The sequence below is a fragment of the Streptomyces sp. NPDC042336 genome, from assembly GCF_055581985.1.
The window spans coordinates 43,576-63,481 of record NZ_JBVJEA010000017.1; the positions used below are offsets into that span (position 1 = coordinate 43,576).

Annotated in this window: 18 protein-coding genes; 10 read left to right on the top strand and 8 right to left on the bottom strand. The window is 72.9% G+C overall.

All coding sequences use genetic code 11. From position 1 onward, the window contains the following. Positions 1 to 190: 190 nt before the first annotated feature. The 3 genes from ACZ6IM_RS29605 to ACZ6IM_RS29615 are packed head-to-tail and all read right to left on the bottom strand — an operon-like array spanning position 191 to position 2,155. Positions 191 to 1,423, bottom strand: a complete 1,233-nt coding sequence (locus ACZ6IM_RS29605) for a cation:proton antiporter (protein WP_469560568.1) — start codon at positions 1,421 to 1,423, stop codon at positions 191 to 193. Between the two features lie 4 nt (positions 1,424 to 1,427). Next, complete coding sequence (locus ACZ6IM_RS29610; protein WP_052840162.1) at positions 1,428 to 1,913, bottom strand: cation:proton antiporter regulatory subunit; 486 nt, start codon at positions 1,911 to 1,913, stop codon at positions 1,428 to 1,430. A gap of 11 nt (positions 1,914 to 1,924) precedes the next feature. Then, positions 1,925 to 2,155: a hypothetical protein gene (locus ACZ6IM_RS29615; RefSeq protein ID WP_469560571.1), complete on the bottom strand. Its 231-nt coding sequence runs from the start codon at positions 2,153 to 2,155 to the stop codon at positions 1,925 to 1,927. On the opposite strand from ACZ6IM_RS29615, the gene ACZ6IM_RS29620 reads away from it, so the two are divergent. Continuing rightward, on the top strand, positions 2,124 to 3,110 hold the full coding sequence (locus ACZ6IM_RS29620; protein ID WP_469560575.1) for a HAMP domain-containing sensor histidine kinase: 987 nt from the start codon (positions 2,124 to 2,126) through the stop codon (positions 3,108 to 3,110). The two genes, ACZ6IM_RS29615 and ACZ6IM_RS29620, sit on opposite strands and share 32 nt — an antisense overlap. Continuing rightward, positions 3,110 to 3,769, top strand: a complete 660-nt coding sequence (locus ACZ6IM_RS29625; protein WP_052840158.1) for a response regulator — start codon at positions 3,110 to 3,112, stop codon at positions 3,767 to 3,769. Before ACZ6IM_RS29620 ends, ACZ6IM_RS29625 begins: the two co-directional genes overlap by 1 nt. 191 nt (positions 3,770 to 3,960) lie before the next feature. On the opposite strand, the gene ACZ6IM_RS29630 is transcribed toward ACZ6IM_RS29625, so the two are convergent. Next, entirely contained in the window at positions 3,961 to 5,127 is a 1,167-nt protein-coding gene (locus ACZ6IM_RS29630) for a cellulose-binding domain-containing protein (RefSeq protein ID WP_469560578.1), read from the bottom strand. A 142-nt stretch (positions 5,128 to 5,269) separates the two neighbouring features. Between ACZ6IM_RS29630 and miaB the strand changes: the two genes are divergently transcribed. After that, a complete protein-coding gene (miaB, locus tag ACZ6IM_RS29635) occupies positions 5,270 to 6,787 on the top strand; it encodes a tRNA (N6-isopentenyl adenosine(37)-C2)-methylthiotransferase MiaB (protein ID WP_469560581.1) in 1,518 nt (505 codons plus the stop codon). A 49-nt stretch (positions 6,788 to 6,836) separates the two neighbouring features. Then, the gene (locus ACZ6IM_RS29640; RefSeq protein ID WP_052840151.1) at positions 6,837 to 7,550 is read left to right on the top strand and encodes a class III extradiol dioxygenase subunit B-like domain-containing protein; all 714 of its coding nucleotides are present in this window, start codon (positions 6,837 to 6,839) and stop codon (positions 7,548 to 7,550) included. 287 nt (positions 7,551 to 7,837) lie between these two features. On the opposite strand, the gene ACZ6IM_RS29645 is transcribed toward ACZ6IM_RS29640, so the two are convergent. Next, positions 7,838 to 8,107 (bottom strand): antitoxin, encoded by a 270-nt coding sequence (locus ACZ6IM_RS29645; RefSeq protein WP_052840148.1) that lies wholly within the window; start codon positions 8,105 to 8,107, stop codon positions 7,838 to 7,840. Positions 8,108 to 8,131: 24 nt separating this feature from the next. Beyond that, entirely contained in the window at positions 8,132 to 8,401 is a 270-nt protein-coding gene (locus tag ACZ6IM_RS29650) for a hypothetical protein (RefSeq protein ID WP_052840146.1), read from the bottom strand. A 182-nt stretch (positions 8,402 to 8,583) separates the two neighbouring features. On the opposite strand from ACZ6IM_RS29650, the gene miaA reads away from it, so the two are divergent. The 6 genes from miaA (at position 8,584) to hflX (ending at position 16,849) form a co-directional block, all read left to right on the top strand. Further along, the gene (gene miaA / locus ACZ6IM_RS29655; protein ID WP_052840142.1) at positions 8,584 to 9,522 is read left to right on the top strand and encodes a tRNA (adenosine(37)-N6)-dimethylallyltransferase MiaA; all 939 of its coding nucleotides are present in this window, start codon (positions 8,584 to 8,586) and stop codon (positions 9,520 to 9,522) included. A 107-nt stretch (positions 9,523 to 9,629) separates the two neighbouring features. Further along, positions 9,630 to 10,130, top strand: a complete 501-nt coding sequence (locus ACZ6IM_RS29660) for a hypothetical protein (protein WP_052840140.1) — start codon at positions 9,630 to 9,632, stop codon at positions 10,128 to 10,130. 71 nt (positions 10,131 to 10,201) lie between these two features. Beyond that, complete coding sequence (dapF, locus tag ACZ6IM_RS29665) at positions 10,202 to 11,095, top strand: diaminopimelate epimerase (RefSeq protein WP_052840138.1); 894 nt, start codon at positions 10,202 to 10,204, stop codon at positions 11,093 to 11,095. A gap of 246 nt (positions 11,096 to 11,341) precedes the next feature. Further along, the gene (locus ACZ6IM_RS29670; RefSeq protein WP_469560586.1) at positions 11,342 to 13,519 is read left to right on the top strand and encodes a RelA/SpoT family protein; all 2,178 of its coding nucleotides are present in this window, start codon (positions 11,342 to 11,344) and stop codon (positions 13,517 to 13,519) included. A gap of 164 nt (positions 13,520 to 13,683) precedes the next feature. Continuing rightward, positions 13,684 to 15,210, top strand: coding sequence for a M1 family metallopeptidase (locus tag ACZ6IM_RS29675; RefSeq protein ID WP_052840136.1), 1,527 nt, complete (start codon positions 13,684 to 13,686; stop codon positions 15,208 to 15,210). Between the two features lie 145 nt (positions 15,211 to 15,355). Further along, a complete protein-coding gene (hflX, locus tag ACZ6IM_RS29680) occupies positions 15,356 to 16,849 on the top strand; it encodes a GTPase HflX (protein ID WP_052840135.1) in 1,494 nt (497 codons plus the stop codon). A gap of 90 nt (positions 16,850 to 16,939) precedes the next feature. On the opposite strand, the gene ACZ6IM_RS29685 is transcribed toward hflX, so the two are convergent. Then, positions 16,940 to 18,154, bottom strand: a complete 1,215-nt coding sequence (locus ACZ6IM_RS29685; protein WP_469560591.1) for a trypsin-like serine peptidase — start codon at positions 18,152 to 18,154, stop codon at positions 16,940 to 16,942. Between the two features lie 143 nt (positions 18,155 to 18,297). Continuing rightward, positions 18,298 to 19,527, bottom strand: coding sequence for a trypsin-like serine peptidase (locus ACZ6IM_RS29690; protein WP_469560594.1), 1,230 nt, complete (start codon positions 19,525 to 19,527; stop codon positions 18,298 to 18,300). Positions 19,528 to 19,906: the final 379 nt, after the last annotated feature.

The following is a 19,906-nucleotide window of genomic DNA, read 5'->3' on the forward strand; positions in this document are numbered from 1 at the left end:
GGGCTCACACCCGGCGCCGCGGCCCCGGCGCCACGGCCCCCGGGGCGCGGACGCGGGGGCCGGGCCGCGCTCCGCCGAGGGCTCCGTCCTTGCCAGGCCAGGCCACGCCCGGTCCCGGCCCGGTCCCCGTGCGCGACGACCCCGGCACCTGCGCGCCGGGGTCGTGCCGTGGCCGTGGCCGGGACGGGGGTCAGTCGCCGACCGACGCCTCCGCCTCCGTCGCCCGGGGCGCCTCCTGGGCGGGGGTGCCGGGCCGGTCGGGGTTGTCGCGGCGCTGGAAGAGGCGCATCGCCAGCGGCTCGGTGAAGCGCGCGGTGAGGGGGCCGAGGACGACCAGGATGAGGACGTACGCCGTGGCCAGCGGGCCCAGCGACGGCTCGATGCCGGCCGAGACCGCGAGGCCCGCGATGACGATGGAGAACTCGCCGCGGGCCACCAGCGCGCCGCCCGTCCGCCAGCGGCCCTTGACGGAGATTCCGGCCCGCCGCGCCGCCCAGTACCCGGTGGCGATCTTCGTCACGGCGGTCAGCAGCGCCAGCGCCAGCGCGGGCAGCAGGACCGGCGGAATGCTGGCCGGGTCCGTGTGCAGGCCGAAGAAGACGAAGAAGACCGCCGCGAACAGATCCCGCAGCGGGCTCAGCAGCGTGTGCGCGCCCTCCGCGACCTCCCCGGACAGCGCGATGCCCACCAGGAAGGCGCCCACCGCGGCCGAGACCTGGAGCTGCTGCGCGACACCGGCGACGAGGATGGTCAGACCCAGCACCACCAGGAGGAGCTTCTCGGGGTCGTCGCTGGACACGAAACGGGAGATGAGCCGGCCGTAGCGCACCGCCACGAACAGCACCAGGCCCGCCGCGGCGAGCGCGACCGCCAGCGTGATGCTCCCGGTCATCAGACCCGCACCGGCGACCAGGGCGGTGACGATCGGCAGGTAGACCGCCATCGCCAGGTCCTCCAGGACCAGCACGCTCAGGATCACCGGCGTCTCGCGGTTGCCGACCCGGCCCAGGTCGCCGAGGACCTTGGCGATCACCCCGGACGACGAGATCCACGTCACGCCGGCCAGGACCACGGCGGCCACCGGACCCCAGCCCATCAGCAGGGCGGCCACCGCGCCCGGCACGGCGTTGAGCGCGCAGTCGACGAGGCCGGCCGGATAGTGGGACTTGAGGTTGGTGACCAGGTCGCTGGCCGTGTACTCCAGGCCCAGCATCAGCAGCAGGAGGATGACACCGATCTCGGCACCGGTCGCGACGAACTCCTCGCTCGCGCCGAGCGGGAGCAGGCCGCCCTCGCCGAAGGCCAGACCGGCCAGCAGGTACAGCGGGATGGGGGAGAGGCGGTAACGGCCGGCGAACCGGCCGAGGAGCCCGAGCCCCAGGATGATGGAACCGAACTCGATCAGCAGAACCGCGGAGTGCACCGGCTCACTCCTGCCCGAGTATCGCCGCGGCGGCGTCGACGCCCTCACGGGTGCCGATGACGATCAAGGTGTCACCACCCACGAGCCGGAAGTCCGGTGCCGGCGAGGGGATCGCCTCGGCCCGCCGCAGCACCGCCACGATCGAGGCCCCCGTGTCGGTCCGCATCCGGGTGTCGCCCAGCAGCCGCCCGTTCCAGCGGGAGGTGGCGGCCACCTCGACCCGCTCGGCGACCAGCCCGAGATCGGTGGTGTAGAGCAGGCTCGCGCTGTGGTGGGAGGGCTTCAGCGCGTCGATCAGCGCGCCCGCCTCGGGGCCGGACAGCCGCAGCGAGTGGGCACAGGAATCGGGGTCGTCGGACCGGTACACGTTCACCGTGCGGGCGCCGTCGCGGTGGGCCACCACCGACAGGTGGCGGTGCTCGCGGGTCACCAGGTCGTACTGGACCCCGATACCCGGGAGCGGCGTCGCCCTCAGGCGTGGAGCTGACACGTGCTTTCCCCTCATTCGTCCTGCGTTGCCTGCCGCGACTGTTCGCTGCGTTTGCGCACGTGGGTGACGTGCTCGCGACCTCGCCATGCTGCCATCCGCACGTACGGTGGCGATATGGGTGTCGTGACGGATATACGCAGCCGGTCGCGGTCGGCGAAGCTGACCGAGGGGGCGTCGTGCGAGCAGGCCGGGAGGAGCGGGAAGAGGAACGTGTCGCTGTTCTGGCGGATCTTCTCGCTCAACGCCGCCGGTCTGGTCGTCGCCACCGCACTGCTGCTGGGACCGGTCACCGTGTCGACGCCCGTGCTGGCCGGGGAGGCCCTCGTCCTGCTGGCGGGCCTCGCGGCACTGCTGGCCGGCAACGCGGTCGTCCTGCGTATCGGACTCACCCCGCTGCACCGGCTGGGCCGGGCCATGTCCACCGCCGACCTGTTGGTGCCCGGGACCCGGCCCGAGGTCTCCGGACCGGCCGAGGCGGCACAGCTCATCGCGACGTACAACACGATGCTGGACCGCCTCCAGGCCGAACGCGCCGCCGGCGCCGGACGGGCGCTCCAGGCCCAGGAACGCGAACGGCACCGCATCGCCCGCGAGCTCCACGACGAGGTCGGACAGACCCTCACCGCCGTCCTCCTCCAGCTCAAGCGCGTCGCCGACCGCGTCCCCGGGGAACTGCGCGACGAGGTGACCCTGGCTCAGGAGGCCACCCGGGCCGGGCTCGACGAGATCCGCCGCATCGCGCGCCGTCTGCGCCCCGGCGTCCTGGAGGAACTCGGCCTGGCCAGCGCCCTGCGCTCGCTCGCCGCCGAGTTCACGCACCACGGGCTGACCGTCCAGCACCAGATCCCCGGCGACCTGCCCCCGCTCGCCCCGGAGGCCGAGCTCGTGCTCTACCGGGTCGCCCAGGAAGGTCTCACCAACACCGCCCGCCACGCCTCCGCCGCCCGAGCCGCGCTCACGCTGCGCCCGCTGCCGCCGTCCGAGGGCGGCGGTGTCGAACTGCTCGTCCGCGACGACGGCACCGGCCTCGGCACGGGCGTCGAGGGCGCCGGTATCCGCGGGATGCGGGAGCGGGCCCTGCTGATAGGAGCCGAGATCCACTTCGAACCCGCCCCCGGAGGGGGCACCGACGTACGCCTGCGCGTCCCCGCGCCGCCCGGGGACCGTTCCGCAGACCGAACCGGAGACAGCCCCTGATGTCCGCACGGCCCCCGATCCGCGTCCTGCTCGCCGACGACCACACCCTCGTACGCCGCGGAGTCCGCCTCATCCTGGACGGCGAACCCGATCTGACGGTGGTCGCCGAGGCCGGTGACGGTGCCGAAGCGGTCGCGGCCGCGCGGGCCACCGAGGTCGACCTGGCCGTCCTGGACGTCGCCATGCCCCGCATGACCGGCCTCCAGGCGGCCCGCGAACTCTCCCGCCGCATGCCCGAGCTGCGCATCCTGATCCTGACCATGTACGACAACGAGCAGTACTTCTTCGAGGCGCTCAAGGCGGGCGCCTGCGGATACGTCCTCAAGTCCGTCGCCGACCGCGACCTGGTCGAGGCGTGCCGGGCCGCCGTACGCGACGAGCCCTTCATCTACCCCGGTGCCGAGCGGGCCCTCGTCCGCTCCTACCTGGACCGCGTGCAGGGCGGCGGCGGCCTGCCCGAGCGGCCGATCACCGAGCGCGAGGAGGAGATCCTCAAGCTCGTCGCCGAGGGCCACACCTCCAAGGAGATCGGCGAGCTGCTGTTCATCAGCGCCAAGACCGTCGAACGCCACCGGGCCAACCTCCTCCAGAAGCTGGGCGTGCGCGACCGCCTGGAACTCACCCGGTACGCGATCCGCGCGGGGCTCATCGAGCCCTGAGCCGCGGCTCCGCGCAGGGCTGTGTCCCGTCGCGGCGCCCGCGCGGCTCTCGGGCCCTCGGCGCCGTTCCGCCACACCGCCGCACCGCCCGATGGGGCGAGCGGTGCGGCGCAGCCGGCCGAGCGGCGGGCCGCCGGCGTGCCCGGAGCGGTGGGCCCGCGGGCGGCCCGGGCCGGCGTCGACGCCGGCGGTCAGCAGCCGATCGGCGCGGAGCCCACGGCCACGTCGTCGAACCAGAGGGTGTCGTCGCCCGTCGCGTAGCTCTCCCAGCCCAGCCGCAGTGCAGTCGGCCGGGGTGCGGTACCGCGGGCGAGCCACTGCTGGTCGACGTCCTGCGTCGGCACCCCGTCGGCGTGCAGGCCGGGGACCTGCTCCTCGCCGAGCCAGGTGTCCAGGTGGCCGGCCGAGGTGTCGACCGCGTACCGCAGGCACTGCCAGCCGTCCGTCGGCAGCGGCCTGCTCAGCGCGACCCCGGCCGGGCTCTGCGCGGGCAAGGTGGCGTCGTCGCTCTCCCGGTTCCATTGCAGCGCGCCGTTCTGGCCGCCCACGCGGAGCGTCCGGCCGCTCTGCGCCGAGTCCGGCATCGACACGAAGGTGACGTGCGAGGTGGGCAGCGCGGTGGTGTGCCGGACCCACATGCGGGCGTACAGCACGGGGCCGACCGACGACAGATCCGCGGCATGGGCGACGAAGGCGTGGTTGCAGTAGCCGGCCCGGCCGTCCACCCGCAGCGACCTGCCGCCCCCGTGTGCCACCGCCGAGTCGACGGCGACCGTGCCCTGGCAGTCGGGGGCGGTGAACCGCCAGTCGCCGGCCGGCTCGGGGCCGGTCTGGTCCTCGAAGCCCGAGCAGATCACGGCGTCACCGCACTCGGCGGAGGGCGGCGGAGTGGTGGCGGGAGGCGTGGTCGGCGGCGTCGTGGGCGGGGTGCCGCCGTCACCGCCGCAGGAGGAGCCGTTGAGCGCGAAGTCGTCCGGCACGGGGTCGGCGGACCGCCAGATCCCCTGCACGCCGAACTCGGCGGTGCCGCCGGTGGACAGCGCGCCGTTCCAGCCCGCGTCGACGGCGACGACGGACGCGCCGCTCTGGGTGACGGTCGCGTTCCACGCCGACGTCACCTGCTGGTCGCCGGTGTAGGTCCAGGTCAGACGCCAGTCGTTCACCGCGGGACCCAGGTTGGTGACCCGCACCCGGGCGGTGTGGCCGCCCGCCCACGCGTCGACGGTGTAGTCGACCCGGCAGGCGGCCGCCGCCGCACCGCTCGCGGGCATGGCCACCAGGACCGACACCACCAGCGCCACGGCTGCCACCGCGGCGGTCCAGGGTCGGCGCAGTAATCGGAGAAGTCGGGTGCGCACAGGTGCCTCCAGTGCGGGAGAAGGGATGCGTGAGCGCCGTTGCATTGTGGGAGCGCTCCCATGACAGAACAACGGGCCTGACGGTGTACTGTCAATATGTGCGCGGCATCGAGCCCGATCGTGACCGCCTACCCTTGTTGCCATGAGCAGCATCGACCGGAGCCAGTCAGTGGGCGGCACGCGCACCTACGAAGTACGCACCTATGGGTGCCAGATGAACGTCCACGACTCCGAGCGATTGTCCGGTCTGCTGGAAGACGCGGGCTATGTCCGCGCCCCCGACGGTGCCGACGGCGACGCCGACGTCGTCGTCTTCAACACCTGCGCCGTACGGGAGAACGCCGACAACAAGCTGTACGGCAACCTCGGCCACCTCGCCCCGAAGAAGGCGAGCCGCCCCGGCATGCAGATCGCGGTCGGCGGCTGCCTGGCGCAGAAGGACCGCGACACCATCGTGAAGCGGGCCCCCTGGGTGGACGTCGTCTTCGGCACCCACAACATCGGCAAGCTCCCCGTGCTGCTGGAGCGCGCCCGTGTGCAGGAGGAGGCGCAGGTCGAGATCGCCGAGTCCCTGGAGGCGTTCCCGTCCACGCTGCCCACCCGGCGCGAGAGCGCGTACGCGGCTTGGGTCTCCATCTCCGTCGGCTGCAACAACACCTGCACCTTCTGCATCGTCCCCGCGCTGCGCGGCAAGGAGAAGGACCGCCGCCCCGGCGACATCCTCGCCGAGGTCGAGGCCCTGGTCGCCGAGGGCGTCAGCGAGATCACCCTGCTCGGGCAGAACGTCAACGCCTACGGCTCCGACATCGGCGACCGCGAGGCGTTCAGCAAGCTGCTGCGCGCCTGCGGGAACATCGACGGTCTGGAGCGCGTCCGCTTCACCTCCCCGCACCCGCGCGACTTCACCGACGACGTCATCGCCGCCATGGCCGAGACGCCCAACGCGATGCCCCAGCTGCACATGCCGCTCCAGTCCGGCTCCGACCCGGTACTCAAGGCGATGCGCCGCTCCTACCGCCAGGAGCGCTACCTCGGCATCATCGAGAAGGTGCGCGCCGCCATCCCGCACGCGGCGATCACCACCGACATCATCGTGGGCTTCCCCGGCGAGACCGAGGAGGACTTCCAGCAGACCCTGCACGTGGTGCGCGAGGCCCGTTTCGCCCAGGCCTTCACCTTCCAGTACTCCAAGCGGCCCGGGACACCGGCCGCCGAGATGGAGGGCCAGATCCCCAAGGCGGTCGTCCAGGAGCGCTACGAGCGCCTGGTCGCCCTCCAGGAGGAGATCTCCTGGGAGGAGAACAAGAAGCAGGTCGGCCGCACCCTGGAGCTGATGGTCGCCGAGGGCGAGGGCCGCAAGGACGGCACCACCCACCGCCTCTCCGGCCGCGCCCCCGACAACCGCCTGGTCCACTTCACCAAGCCCGACCAGGAGGTCCGCCCCGGTGACGTGGTGACGGTCGAGGTCACCTACGCCGCCCCGCACCACCTCCTCGCCGAGGGCGCGGTGCTCGACGTGCGCTGCACGCGCGCGGGCGACGCCTGGGAGAAGCGCAACACCGCGGAGCAGGCCAAGCCGGCCGGTGTGCTGCTGGGCCTGCCGAAGATCGGTGTTCCCGAGCCCCAGCCGGCCGTGGCGAGCGGCTGCGGCTGCGACTGACCGCCGGGGGTGCCGCAGGGGGCGGCGGCACGGCGATACGCTGCCGATCATGCTTGTCGCCGCCGCCGTCTGCCCCTGCCCACCGCTCCTCGTACCGGAGGTCGCCGCGGGTGCCGCACCCGAGCTGGACACCGCGCGCGCCGCGTGCACGGACGCGCTGGGGGTGCTCGCCGCGTCCCGGCCGGACCGGCTCGTGGTGGTCGGACCCGCGGACTCCGCCGGGCCCGAGGTCTACCCGCAGGGTGCGCGGGGCTCCTTCCGCGGCTTCGGCGTCGACTTGGACGTGTACCTGGGCGCCGACATCGGCGACGCGGACGGCCCCCAGCTGCCCTACGGGCTGGCCGTGGGCGCCTGGCTGCTCGGGCGGACCGGCTGGACCGGTGTCCCCGTCGAAGGCATCGGTGTGGGGGACGCGCTGTCCGCCGAGCGCTGCGCCGCCCTCGGCCGGGACATCGCCGGACGGGCCGGGCGGACGGCGCTGCTGGTGCTGGGCGACGCAAGCGCCTGCCGCACACTGAAGGCGCCGGGCTACCTCGACGAGCGGGCGGCGCCCTTCGACGCGGAGGCGGGCCGTGCCCTGGGTGCGGCGGACGCGGCCGCACTCGCCGCGCTGGACGTCGTACTGGCCCGCGAACTCAAGGTCTCCGGCCGGGCACCGTGGCAGGTCCTCGCGGGCGCGTCCCGCGGCACGGACCTCGCCGGCGCACTGCTGTACGAGGACGCGCCCTACGGGGTCGGGTACGTCACGGCCACCTGGTCGTAGCACCCAGGCGGCAACGCGCCCTCGGACGACCGCGGCCGACCCCGTCCCGCGGGCAACCGGAGTCGATCCACCGGTCCCGCTCCACGGACGGCGCGCTGGTCCACCGGCGCCGCTCGGCGGGCGGTGCGGCCTGATCCGTCGTCCGGATTTCGCGGACGGGACGGTGCCGGGTCCGCCGGTGCTGTTTCGCGGGGGGGCCCGGAGTCGGACCACCCTTCGGGTTTGCACGGACGGCCCGGGGGCCGGAAGACCGTTCCGGTCCCGGGCCGTCCGACGGTGTACCGAGGTCAGGACGCCGGGGGCGGTCCCGCCGGAGGGGGGCCGCCGTCCGCGTCCCTGCCCTTGTCGTCCTTGTGAGCGAGGCGGTCCATGGCGTCCTTGGCCTTGCCCGTGCCCGTCTGGATCCGGTCGCTGTACTTGCCCTTGGTCCGCTCGTCGACGGTCCGCGCCATCTTGTCGAGACCGCGGTCGATCTTGTCGCCGTGCTGCTGCGCGAGGTCGGAGACCTTGCCCTTCGCCGGTTCGAGTCTGGCCTTCAAGTTGTCCAGGAGACCCATGGTTCGCCTTCCCTCACGGGGCAGTCAGGTGCGGGCGCCCTTGTCGGCCTCGTTGTCGACGGCCTCCCCGGCGGACTGCTGCTTGGGGATGCCCACGCCCTCCGAGTCGTCGGCCTCGGCGGCGGCCCCGCCGGCCTCCGCCGTGTTGCGGGGGCCGGCGTCGGCCGTCTCCGCGGCCTCGGTCGCCTTCACCTCCGCCGCGCCCTCGCTGCCCGGGGTGTCGGCCCGCGCCTGCTCGCCCGACGCCTCCTCGGTGCTCTGCGACCTCCGAAAAAGCCGTGCAAAAACGCCCATATCAACTCCATACGTTACTCGTGCGGGCGAAATCCCGCGGCATCCGGTGCGTCCGTTTGCGTGGCCGGGGCCATGACCCGGTGGTCCGGGGAGCGGGAACCTCGCAACGGGCAACGACCCCGGACGCGGACCGTCACGTAACTCGTTCGAGGGTGAGGTGAGAGGTTTGCGAGACTGGTGCGGTGAGCAGCGCACCCCCCGCCCCCCGCGTCATCGCCGTAGTCGGACCCACCGCGGCCGGAAAGTCCGATCTGGGCGTCTTCCTGGCCGAGCGGCTCGGCGGCGAGGTCGTCAACGCCGACTCCATGCAGCTCTACCGTGGGATGGACATCGGCACCGCCAAGCTGACGCCCGAGGAACGCGGCGGCGTCCCCCACCATCTGCTGGACATCTGGGACGTGACGGTCACCGCGTCCGTCGCCGAGTACCAGCGTCTCGCCCGGGAGCGGATCGACGCGCTGCTCGGCCAGGGGCGCTGGCCGGTCCTGGTCGGCGGTTCCGGACTCTACGTCCGCGGGGCCGTCGACAACCTGGAGTTCCCCGGCACCGACCCCGAGATCAGGGCCCGCCTGGAGGAGGAGCTCGAACTGCGCGGCTCGGGCGCGCTGCACGCCCGCCTGGCCGTCGCCGACCCGGAGGCGGGGCGGGCCATCCTGCCCAGCAACGGGCGCCGGATCGTGCGCGCCCTGGAGGTGATCGAGATCACCGGCAGGCCCTTCACCGCCAACCTCCCCGGTCACGACTCCGTCTACGACACCGTGCAGATCGGCGTCGACGTGGCCCGCCCCGAGCTGGACGAGCGCATCGCCCTGCGCGTCGACCGGATGTGGGAGGCCGGTCTGGTCGACGAGGTCCGGGCACTGGAGGCGCAGGGGTTGCGCGAGGGGCGTACGGCGTCGCGCGCGCTCGGCTACCAGCAGGTCCTCGCGGCGCTCGCCGGCGAGTGCACGCTCGACGAGGCGCGTGCCGAGACCGTCCGTGCCACCAAGCGCTTCGCGCGCCGTCAGGATTCGTGGTTCAGGCGCGACCCGCGGGTGCATTGGCTGAGTGGGGGTGTGGCGGATCGCACGGAACTTCCGCAGCTCGCCCTGTCGTTGGTCGAACGACCGGTTACAGCCTGATCACGTGATGGCATCGGGACGCCCCGGCCGTCATCCGGGCCTCCGGCGGCGTGCCATCATCGAGCTTCGATCGACCGAGTGAGTCCTAGTTGGGAGGGCGCGTGGCGATGGAGGCCGGCCCTCGCGACACCGCACCGAGTACCGAGCACGGCACCGCCGACCCCGGCGGACCGGAGCCGGACGGCGGCGCCCTGAGCCCCGACGGCCCCGACGAGACGCCGGAGGGCGTCGCCGCCGACGGTCCCGCGCCCGACGAGATGTACGGGGACGAGGTCGAGGTCGAGCTGCGTCCCCAGCGCCGTCTGCGGATCTGGCAGCTCGCGCCCATCGTGTGCCTGGCCGCGCTCGGCTCGCTGATGTTCGCCTTCCCGCTCGCCTTCGACTTCGGCGACAGCGGCGCCGTGATCGCGATGCTGGGCCTGCTGATCTGCTCCTGCGCGGCCGGCTGGGGCATGATGGCCGCCCGCCGCGTCGGATACACCTGGCCGGGCCTGCCCCAGCGCGGGTCGGGCCGCCGCGCCGACTGGCGGACGATCCTCGTGTACGCCCTGGCGGTCGCCGCGGTCGTCGTCCTGGCCGTGTGGCGGGTCGCCCGCCTGCGGGGCTGACGAAGCCCGAGCGCCCTGGGCCGTCCTCCGCCCCTCGTCGTCGTGCCCCGCTCACCCCGTACGATCGAGGAATGAGCACGCGGATCGTCTTCCTCAAGGGTCACGGCACCGAGAACGACTTCGTGATCGTTCCCGACCCGGAGAACGCCGTCGACCTGCCTCCCGCCGCCGTCGCCGCCCTGTGCGACCGCCGCGCGGGGCTCGGCGGGGACGGACTGCTGCACGTGGTGCGGTCCGCGGCGCACCCCGAGGCCCGGGGCATGGCCGCGGAGGCGGAGTGGTTCATGGACTACCGCAACGGCGACGGCTCCGTCGCGGAGATGTGCGGCAATGGCGTGCGGGTCTTCGCGCGCTACCTCCAGCGTGCCGGGCACGCCGCCGAGGGCGACCTCGCCATCGCGACGCGCGGGGGAGTGAAGCGCGTGCACATCGCCAAGTCCGCCTCCGACGGCGGCGACGCCGCGGGCGACGTCACCGTCGGCATGGGCCGCGCGGTGCTGCCCGAGGGGGACGTCGAGGTGAGCGTGGGCGAGCGCAGCTGGCCCGCGCGGAACGTGAACATGGGCAACCCGCACGCGGTCGCCTTCGTCGCCGACCTCGCCCACGCCGGCGACCTGTACGCCCCGCCGTCCCACGCGCCCGCCGGCGCCTACCCCGACGGGGTCAACGTCGAGTTCGTGGTCGACCGGGGCCCCGGCCACGTCGCGATGCGCGTCCACGAGCGCGGCTCCGGTGAGACCCGTTCCTGCGGCACCGGCGCGTGTGCCGTCGCCGTCGCCGCCGCGCGCCGGGACGGTGCCGATCCGGCGGTCACCGGTGTCCCGGCGACGTACACCGTCGACGTGCCCGGCGGCACCCTGGTGATCACCGAGCGTCCGGACGGCGAGATCGAGATGACCGGGCCCGCCGTGATCGTCGCGGAGGGCGAGTTCGACTCCGCCTGGCTGGAGGGGGTACGCGCCTGAAAGAGGACCCGGTGTCCCCGGCCGAGGTGAACCACAGCCCGGTCCATGACACTCAGTGCGAAAACGTAAACCCTCGGACCATCGCTCGAATGGGTGATCCGTTTCACGCTCGGCGAGAGGCGGTCGGCCGCACGTGATGGGCTCGATAGCATCAAGCACCGGCCCGGACGGGGGACCGACAGCATCCCCTGAGCCGTGTCCGCCCTGGGATCACCCGTCCGCCGGTCCGCGCAGCCGGAGGTGCCCATGAACGCGGAGGCCGTGAATCCAGCGAGCCCGGGCCCCGTGCCGCCCGCGGCCACCGGTGCCGCCGCGCCGGCGCCCCGCAGAAAGGCCCGCCCCCGGATCGACCTGCGCCGGCTGGGCCGCGCCGCACTGCTCGGCTCCGCCACCCGCAGCCGGGGCCTCCCCGATGCCATCGGCCACGTCGTCGAGGCCCACCGCGCCCACCACCCCGACGCCGACCTCGACCCGCTGCGCCGCGCCTATGTCCTGGCCGAGTCCTCGCACCGCGGCCAGATGCGCAAGAGCGGCGAGCCGTACATCACCCACCCCCTCGCCGTCACCCTGATCCTCGCCGAACTCGGCGCGGAGACCACCACCCTGACCGCCTCGCTCCTGCACGACACCGTCGAGGACACCGAGGTGACGCTCGACCAGGTCGGCGAGGAGTTCGGCGCCGAGGTCCGCTACCTCGTCGACGGCGTCACCAAGCTGGAGAAGGTCGACTACGGCGCCGCCGCCGAACCCGAGACCTTCCGCAAGATGCTCGTCGCCACCGGCAACGACGTCCGCGTGATGTCGATCAAACTCGCCGACCGGCTGCACAACATGCGCACCCTCGGCGTCATGCGCCGCGAGAAGCAGGAACGCATCGCCAAGGTCACCCGCGACGTCCTCATCCCGCTCGCCGAACGGCTCGGCGTCCAGGCGCTCAAGTCCGAGCTGGAGGACCTCGTCTTCGCGGTCATGCACCCGGAGGAGTACGCGCACACGCGGGAGCTGGTCCAGGAGAACGCCGCGCGCGCGGACGACCCGCTCGCCGCCGTCGCCGACGAGGTGCGGGGAGTGCTGCGCGAGGCCGACATCCAGGCCGAAGTACTCATCCGCCCGCGTCACTTCGTCTCCGTGCACCGGGTCTCCCGCAAGCGCGGCACGCTCCGCGGCGCGGACTTCGGCCGCCTCCTGGTGCTGGTCCAGGAGGACGCCGACTGCTACGCCGTCCTCGGTGAACTGCACACCTGCATGACGCCCGTCGTCTCGGAGTTCAAGGACTTCATCGCCGTCCCCAAGTTCAACCTCTACCAGTCGCTGCACACGGCGGTGGCCCGCGCGGAGGACGGTCAGGTCGTCGAAGTCCTCATCCGCACCCACCAGATGCACAAGGTCGCCGAGGCCGGAGTGGTCGCGCTCGGCAACCCGTACGCCCCTCCGTCGGAGGAGCAGAGCGCGGGCGACGGCGAGCGCGCCGACCCGACCCGGCCCGGCTGGCTGTCCCGGCTGCTCGACTGGCAGCGCGGCGCCCCCGACCCCGACACCTTCTGGTCCACCCTCCGCGCGGACCTCGCCCAGGACCGCGAGATCACCGTGTTCCGCCCCGACGGCGGCACCCTCGGCCTCCCCGAGGGCGCGACCTGCGTCGACGCCGCCTACGCCCAGTACGGCGAGGACGCCCACGCGACCATCGGCGCCCGGGTCAACGGCCGCCTGGCCACCATGAGCACGGTGCTGCGGGACGGCGACACCGTGCAGCTCCTGATGGGGCAGGACCCCGCCTCCGAGCCGTCCAGGGAGTGGCTGGAGCACGCTCACACCCCCGCCGCGCGGATCGCCATCCAGCGCCGGCTCGCCGCCCACCCGGAGCCGGCGCCCGAGGCCGAGGAAGCGGCCCGCGGCCCCGTCGCACCCGAGGCCCACGCCCACCCCGACGCCCCGCGCCCGGCCGCGGGCGCCGCATCCACCCGCCCCGCCTCCGCCGACGTCCTCGTCGACCCGCCGGGCGCCACCGTGCGGCTGGCGGGCTGCTGCACCCCCGTACCGCCCGACGAGATCACCGGCTTCGCCGTGCGCGGGGGAGTGGTGACCGTGCACCGCGCCCAGTGCCCGGTGGTGGCGCGCATGAAGAGCGCCGGGCGCGCGGAGGTCGGGGTGCGCTGGGGCGAGAGCACCGGATGCCGGGTGACGCTCCTCGCCGAATCGTTCGGCCGCCCGCACCTCCTGGCCGACCTCACCGAGGCCATGGCCCTCGAAGGCGCCGAGATCGTCTCCGCGACCGTCGAGCCCCCCGACCAGCAGCGGGTCCGGCACAGCTACACCGTGGTGCTCCCGGACGCCGCCCGGCTGCCCGCCCTCATGCGGGCCATGCGCGACGTGGCCGGCGTGTACGACGTCAGCCGGGCCCAGCCGCAGCCGACCGGCGCCTGACCTCCGGCGCCTGCCTCCGGCCTCTGAAGCGGCACACCGCGCGGCCCGCCTGAGCCGGCACGCCGCGCGGCCCGCCTGAACCGGCACGCCGCGCGGGTACCCGTTCGGGTGCCCCGGGCGCGCGCCGTCGCCGCGGGGCGGGCGCGCGCTGATAGCCGTGAGGGATGCTGCACACCCCTCACCCCCCGACTCCGCGACCCCGCGCACGCTCCCGGCGCCGGCTCAGGGCCGCGGCGCTGCTCGCCTCCGCCGTCTCCGTCTGCCTGGTCGCCGCGAGCGCCCCGCCGACCCCGCTGGGTGTCGGCGACCGCCTCTTCCCGCAGCTGGGCAACCCCGGTTACGACGTGACGGCGTACGACCTCTCCTTCACCTACTCCGGCGACAACAGCAAGCCCCTGAAGGCCGTCACCACCATCGACGCCCGGACCACCGCCGACCTGGACCGGCTCAACCTGGACTTCGCCCACGGGAAGGTCGACTCCGTCGAGGTCGACGGCGAGCCGGCCGCCTTCGCCACCGCCGGTGAGGACCTCGTCGTGACGCCCGAGGACGCGCTCGACGAGGGCGACCGGACACGGATCACCGTGCGGCACAGCAGCGACCCCGTGTATCGCGAGGACCGCCAGGGCGGCTGGGTGCGCACCGCCGACGGCCTGGCGATGGCCAACCAGGCGGACGTCGCCCACCTGGTGTTCCCCTGCAACGACCACCCCTCCGACAAGGCGCTGTTCACGTTCCGCGTCACCGCCCCCGACGGGCTCACGGCCGTCGCGAACGGACTGCCGGCCCGCGTGGACCGCACCGGCGGCACGACCACCTGGACCTACCGCAGCGGGCACCCGATGGCCACCGAGCTGGCCCAGGTGTCCATCGGCCGCTCCACGGTGCTGCACCGCGCCGGTCCGCACGGACTGCCCGTCCGGGACGTCGTGCCCACCAAGCACCGCGCGGCGCTCGAACCCTGGCTGGAGAAGACCCCCGGCCAGATCGAATGGATGGAGCAGAAGGTCGGGCGCTACCCCTTCGAGACGTACGGCCTGCTCATGGCCGACGCCACCACCGGCTACGAACTCGAGACCCAGACGCTCTCCCTCTTCGAGCGGGAGCTGTTCACCGAGCCCGCCTACCCCAAGTGGTACGTCGAGTCGATCATGGTGCACGAGCTGGCCCACCAGTGGTTCGGCAACAGCGTCAGCCCGGGCACCTGGTCCGACCTGTGGCTCAACGAGGGGCACGCCACCTGGTACGAGGCGCTCTACGCGGAGGAGACCGCGGACAAGACCGTCGCGGCGCGCATGAAGGCCGCCTACGGGGCCTCCGACCGCTGGCGCACCGCGGGCGGGCCGCCCGCCGCCCCCAGGCCGCCGAAGAACGGCAGCAAGACCGGGATCTTCCGCTCCAACGTGTACGACGGCGCCGCGCTGGTGCTCTACGCCCTGCGCCAGGAGATCGGCCGCACCGCCTTCGAAGGACTCGAGCGCGCCTGGGTCGCCCGCAACCAGGACGGCACGGCGACGACCGCCGACTTCGTCCGGCTCGCCTCCGAGATCTCCGGCCGCGACCTGGGCGGCTTCTTCCAGGCCTGGCTGTACGGAGAGAAGACCCCACCGATGCCCGGGCACCCGGACTGGAAGCAGGCCCCGGCCGAGAAGGCGCCCGCCGAGGCTTCGCAGAAGGCACACGGGGAATAAGCCGGTGACGAGACGGCCCGTGCCGTGCGACCATCTTCCGGACGGCGCGGTACGGGCCCCGGGAATCTCCCCGGCGGCTCGCACGTTGTACAGAGTGCTGCGGGGCCTGCCGCGCCCACTCTCTTCCGAGCTACGTAAGGATCCAATGACCTCCTCTTCTTCCCCCTCCCAGGACACCAAGCGTCTCGCGCAGACCTATCCCGAGGGCCTCCGGGCCGATGCCCTGATGGAAGAGGACGTCGCCTGGAACCACGAAACCGACTCGCGGTGGGACGGCGAGCAGTTCGACCGCTCCGACCGCGCGGCCCTGCGCCGGGTGGCGGGCCTGTCCACCGAGCTCGAGGACGTCACCGAGGTCGAGTACCGCCAGCTGCGGCTGGAGCGGGTCGTCCTCGTCGGCGTCTGGACCTCGGGCACCGTGCAGGACGCGGAGAACTCCCTGGCCGAACTGGCCGCCCTGGCGGAGACGGCGGGCGCGCTCGTGCTCGACGGCGTCGTCCAGCGCCGCGACAAGCCCGACGCCGCCACCTACATCGGCTCCGGCAAGGCCGAGGAACTGCGCGACGTCGTCCTCGACACGGGCGCGGACACCGTCATCTGCGACGGTGAGCTGAGCCCGGGGCAGCTGATCCACCTCGAGGACGTCGTCAAGGTCAAGGTCATCGACCGCACGGCCCTGATCCTGGACATCTTCGCCCAGCACGCCAAGTCCCGAGAGGGCAAGGCGCAGGTCGCGCTCGCGCAGATGCAGTACATGCTGCCGAGGCTGCGCGGCTGGGGCCAGTCGCTGTCCCGGCAGATGGGCGGCGGCAAGGGCGGCGGCCTCGCCACCCGCGGCCCCGGTGAGACCAAGATCGAGACCGACCGGCGCCGGATCCGCGAGAAGATGGCGAAGATGCGCCGGGAGATCGCGGAGATGAAGACCGGCCGCGAGATCAAGCGCCAGGAGCGCAAGCGCCACAAGGTGCCCTCCGTCGCCATCGCGGGCTACACCAACGCCGGCAAGTCCTCGCTGCTCAACCGCCTCACGGGCGCGGGCGTGCTGGTGGAGAACGCGCTGTTCGCCACCCTCGACCCGACGGTGCGCCGCGCGGAGACGCCCAGCGGCCGTCTGTACACCCTGGCCGACACCGTCGGCTTCGTCCGGCACCTGCCGCACCACCTGGTCGAGGCGTTCCGCTCCACGATGGAGGAGGTCGGCGACTCCGACCTGATCCTGCACGTGGTCGACGGCTCGCACCCCGTCCCGGAGGAGCAGCTGGCCGCCGTGCGCGAGGTGATCAGGGACGTCGGCGCCACCGGCGTACCCGAGATCGTCGTGATCAACAAGGCCGACATGGCCGACCCGCTGGTGCTCCAGCGGCTGCTGCGGGTCGAGAAGCGGTCCATCGCGGTCTCGGCGCGCACCGGGCAGAACATCGACCAGCTGCTCGCGCTGATCGACAACGAGTTGCCGCGTCCCTCGGTCGAGATCGAGGCGCTCGTGCCGTACACCCACGGCAAGCTGGTGGCTCGCGCCCACGACGAGGGCGAGGTGATCTCCGAGGAGCACACCCCGGAGGGCACCCTGCTCAAGGTGCGGGTGCACGAGGAGCTGGCGGCGGAGTTCACGCCGTACGTTCCGGCGCCGCTCGCCTGAGACCCGCGCGGCCGTACGACAGGCCGACGACCGAGGGCCCGTCCCCTGCCTCGGCAGGGGACGGGCCCTCGTCACATCGTCACAGGCGGCTCACCGACCGCCGTACGTCTTGCTCATGCTCTGGTACATCGCCTCGGCCGCCCGGCCCAGCTGCGGACCCGCCAGCCAGGTGTTCTCCAGCGGGCCGATCGAGGTGTTGGAGACCAGCTTGGTCTCCCCGTCCACCACCCGGAACCAGCCGCCGCCCGACGAACCGCCGGTCATGGTGCAGCCGATGCGGTACATCGTCGGCAGCGCCGGGCTCAGCGACAGCCGGCCGGGCCGGTCGACGCACCTGAACATCTCCAGGCCGTTGTACGGCGGCGCCGCCGGGTAGCCCCAGGCGCCCATGCTGGACACCTCCGTCGCCGACGGGGCCGAGAAGTCCACCTCCAGCGCCGCGCCGACGGTCTCCTCCAGCGACTTGCTGCCCTGCTCCGGCTTCACGTGCAGCACCGAGTAGTCGTACGCGGCCCCGTCGCCACCGCTCTCCGAGCCACCCTTGATCCACTGGTCCGAGGTCGACGCCCAGTCGGCCCACCAGGGGCCGTACGGCGCCATCTCGGTGGTCGTCGCGTTCGCCAGCTCCGCCTCGGACTTGCCGTAGTCGTTGTACGACGGGACGAAGGCGATGTTGCGGTACCAGCCGCCGCTGCCGCCGGCGTGCGCACAGTGGCCCGCCGTCCACACCAGGTTGGACTTGCCCGGGTGGTTCACGTCCTTGACGACCGTGCCGGAGCAGACCATCGAGCCCTCGGGGGAGTCGAAGAAGACCTTGCCGACCGGGGCCGCGTTCTCGTGGTACGGCTTCTTCTCGGCCACGGCCTCGACGGGCGCGGGCTCCGGGTCAGTGGCGCCCTGGTCGGCGGACGCGTCCTTGGTCGTGACGGTCTTGTCGGCCTCCTTCGCGGACTTCATCCGGTCCGGCTTCCACAGGCCCTCGATCACCGGGTTGACGAAGTCCTTGGCCTCACTGAGCCACTTGTCCTTGTCCCAGTTCTTCCATCCGCCGTCCTTCCACCGGTCGACGTCGATGCCGTGCTCCTTGAGCCGGTCCGCGAGGCCGGCCGGCAGACCGCTCTCACCGCCTCCGGTGTCGTCGGTGCCGGCGGCCTGGGAGCTGCCACCACCGGGCTTGGCGTCGGCCTTGTCCTGCTCCGCCCCGCAGGCGGTGGCGGTGAGCGTGAGCGCGGCGACCAGACCGGCCGCGGCGAGTGCGGTGCGCCGTCCGCGCCGTGGCGCGGCGGACGCAGGTGTGGAACGCATGGTGCGAGAACCCCCGTTGAAACGTGTGAATGTCCGATGAGGCGCGTGAACGCCCGAATATGTCTGAATGTCTGCTGCTGCCTGCTGCCTGCTGCCTGCTGCCTGCTGCCCGCTGCCCGCTCAGTGCGGCGCGCGGCGCGTGATCACTGGCCGGTGAACTTCCCGCTCACCGCGTCGAACACGCCCTTGGCCTCCTTGCCCAGGCGCGGACCGGCCAGCCAGCCGGCCGTCACCGGGCCGATCGAGGTGTTGGAGACCAGCGCGGGCTTGCCGTCGGAACCGGCGGCGACCCAGCCGCCGCCGGACGAGCCGCCGGTCATGGTGCAGCCGATGCGGTACATCGTCGGGTCGGAGGCGTTGATCGACAGCCGTCCGGGCTTGTCCTGGCACTGGTACAGCTTCTGGCCGTCGTACGGCGGCGCTGCCGGGTAGCCGATCGCCTTCATGCTCTCGATGTCCGGCACGGCCGGGGCGTCGAAGTCCACCGGCAGCGCGGCGCCGACCGTCTCCTCCAGCGACTTGCCGCCGCTGCCCTTCTCCGGCGTCACATGGATCACGGCGAAGTCGTACGAGGCGCCGTCACCGCCGGTCGAACCGCCCTGCTCGATCCACTGGTCCGAGGTCTGCGCCCAGTCGCCCCACCAGACACCGTAGGGAGCGATCTCCTCCTTGGTGGCGGTCTGCAGTTCCTCGGCCGACATGTCCGCGTCGTTGTAGGACGGGACGAAGGCGATGTTGCGGTACCAGCCGCCGCTCTTGCCGGCGTGCACGCAGTGGCCGGCCGTCCACACCATGTCGGACTTGCCGGGGTGGGCCGGGTCCTTCACGACCGTGGCCGAGCACACCATCGAACCCTTGGGGGAGTCGAAGAGGAGCTTGCCGGCCGTGGCGGCGTTGTCGTGGTACTTGGCCGGTACGGCCTCCGCCTCGACGGGGGCGGGCTCCGGGTCGGTGACACCCTGGTCACCGGAGATGTCGTTCTCGTCGACCTCCTGGTCCGGCTCCTCGGCGTCCCGCATCCGGTCCGGGTCCCACAGGCCCTCGATGATCGGGTTGACGAAGTCCTGCGCCTCGCGCAGCCAGTCGTCCTTGTTCCAGTTCTTCCAGGCGCCGTTCTTCCAGTCGCCGACGTCGATCCCGTGTTCCTTGAGCTTGTCCTTGATGTGGTCCGGGATCCGGATCCCGCCGTTGCCGTCGTCCGCGGCGGACGCGGAGGCCGAGGCGTCGCCGGCCGCCTCGGGGTCGCCGTCCTCGCACGCGGTGGCGGTGAGCGCGAGCGCCGACACGAGCGCCACGGCGGCGGCCGCGGAGGAGGTTCCGCGCCGCCCGCGCCTGTGTCCGCGCACGGTGAACGACGGCCGTATGGATCGCATGGTGTTGACTCCCCCTGCTGTGAACGAACGTGGTGCCGCGGTCGAACCGCCGAGCGACGGCGACCGGGAACGGCACCACACACTATGCGGTGGCTGTGGGGGAGTTCCGACGGAACGGCAACGGTTCGGATACAGCCGCCTGACCAGGCACGCGCCGCCCACCGGTAGGCGAGGCCGGGCCGCGCGGCCGGAGCACACCGCGAAGACCCCACCCTCGCAACGATCTTCGGGCAGACCGTAACCCCGTGAACGGTCCTCGGTTGTAGCGGTGGGGGGCCCGCTGTCCGGACGGGGTCCCCCATGCCGGGAGCGCCCGGCACGTCGCATCGTGTCCGGCGGCGGGAGGTCGACAAGCCGTGGCGGGATCCCCGTACGGGAG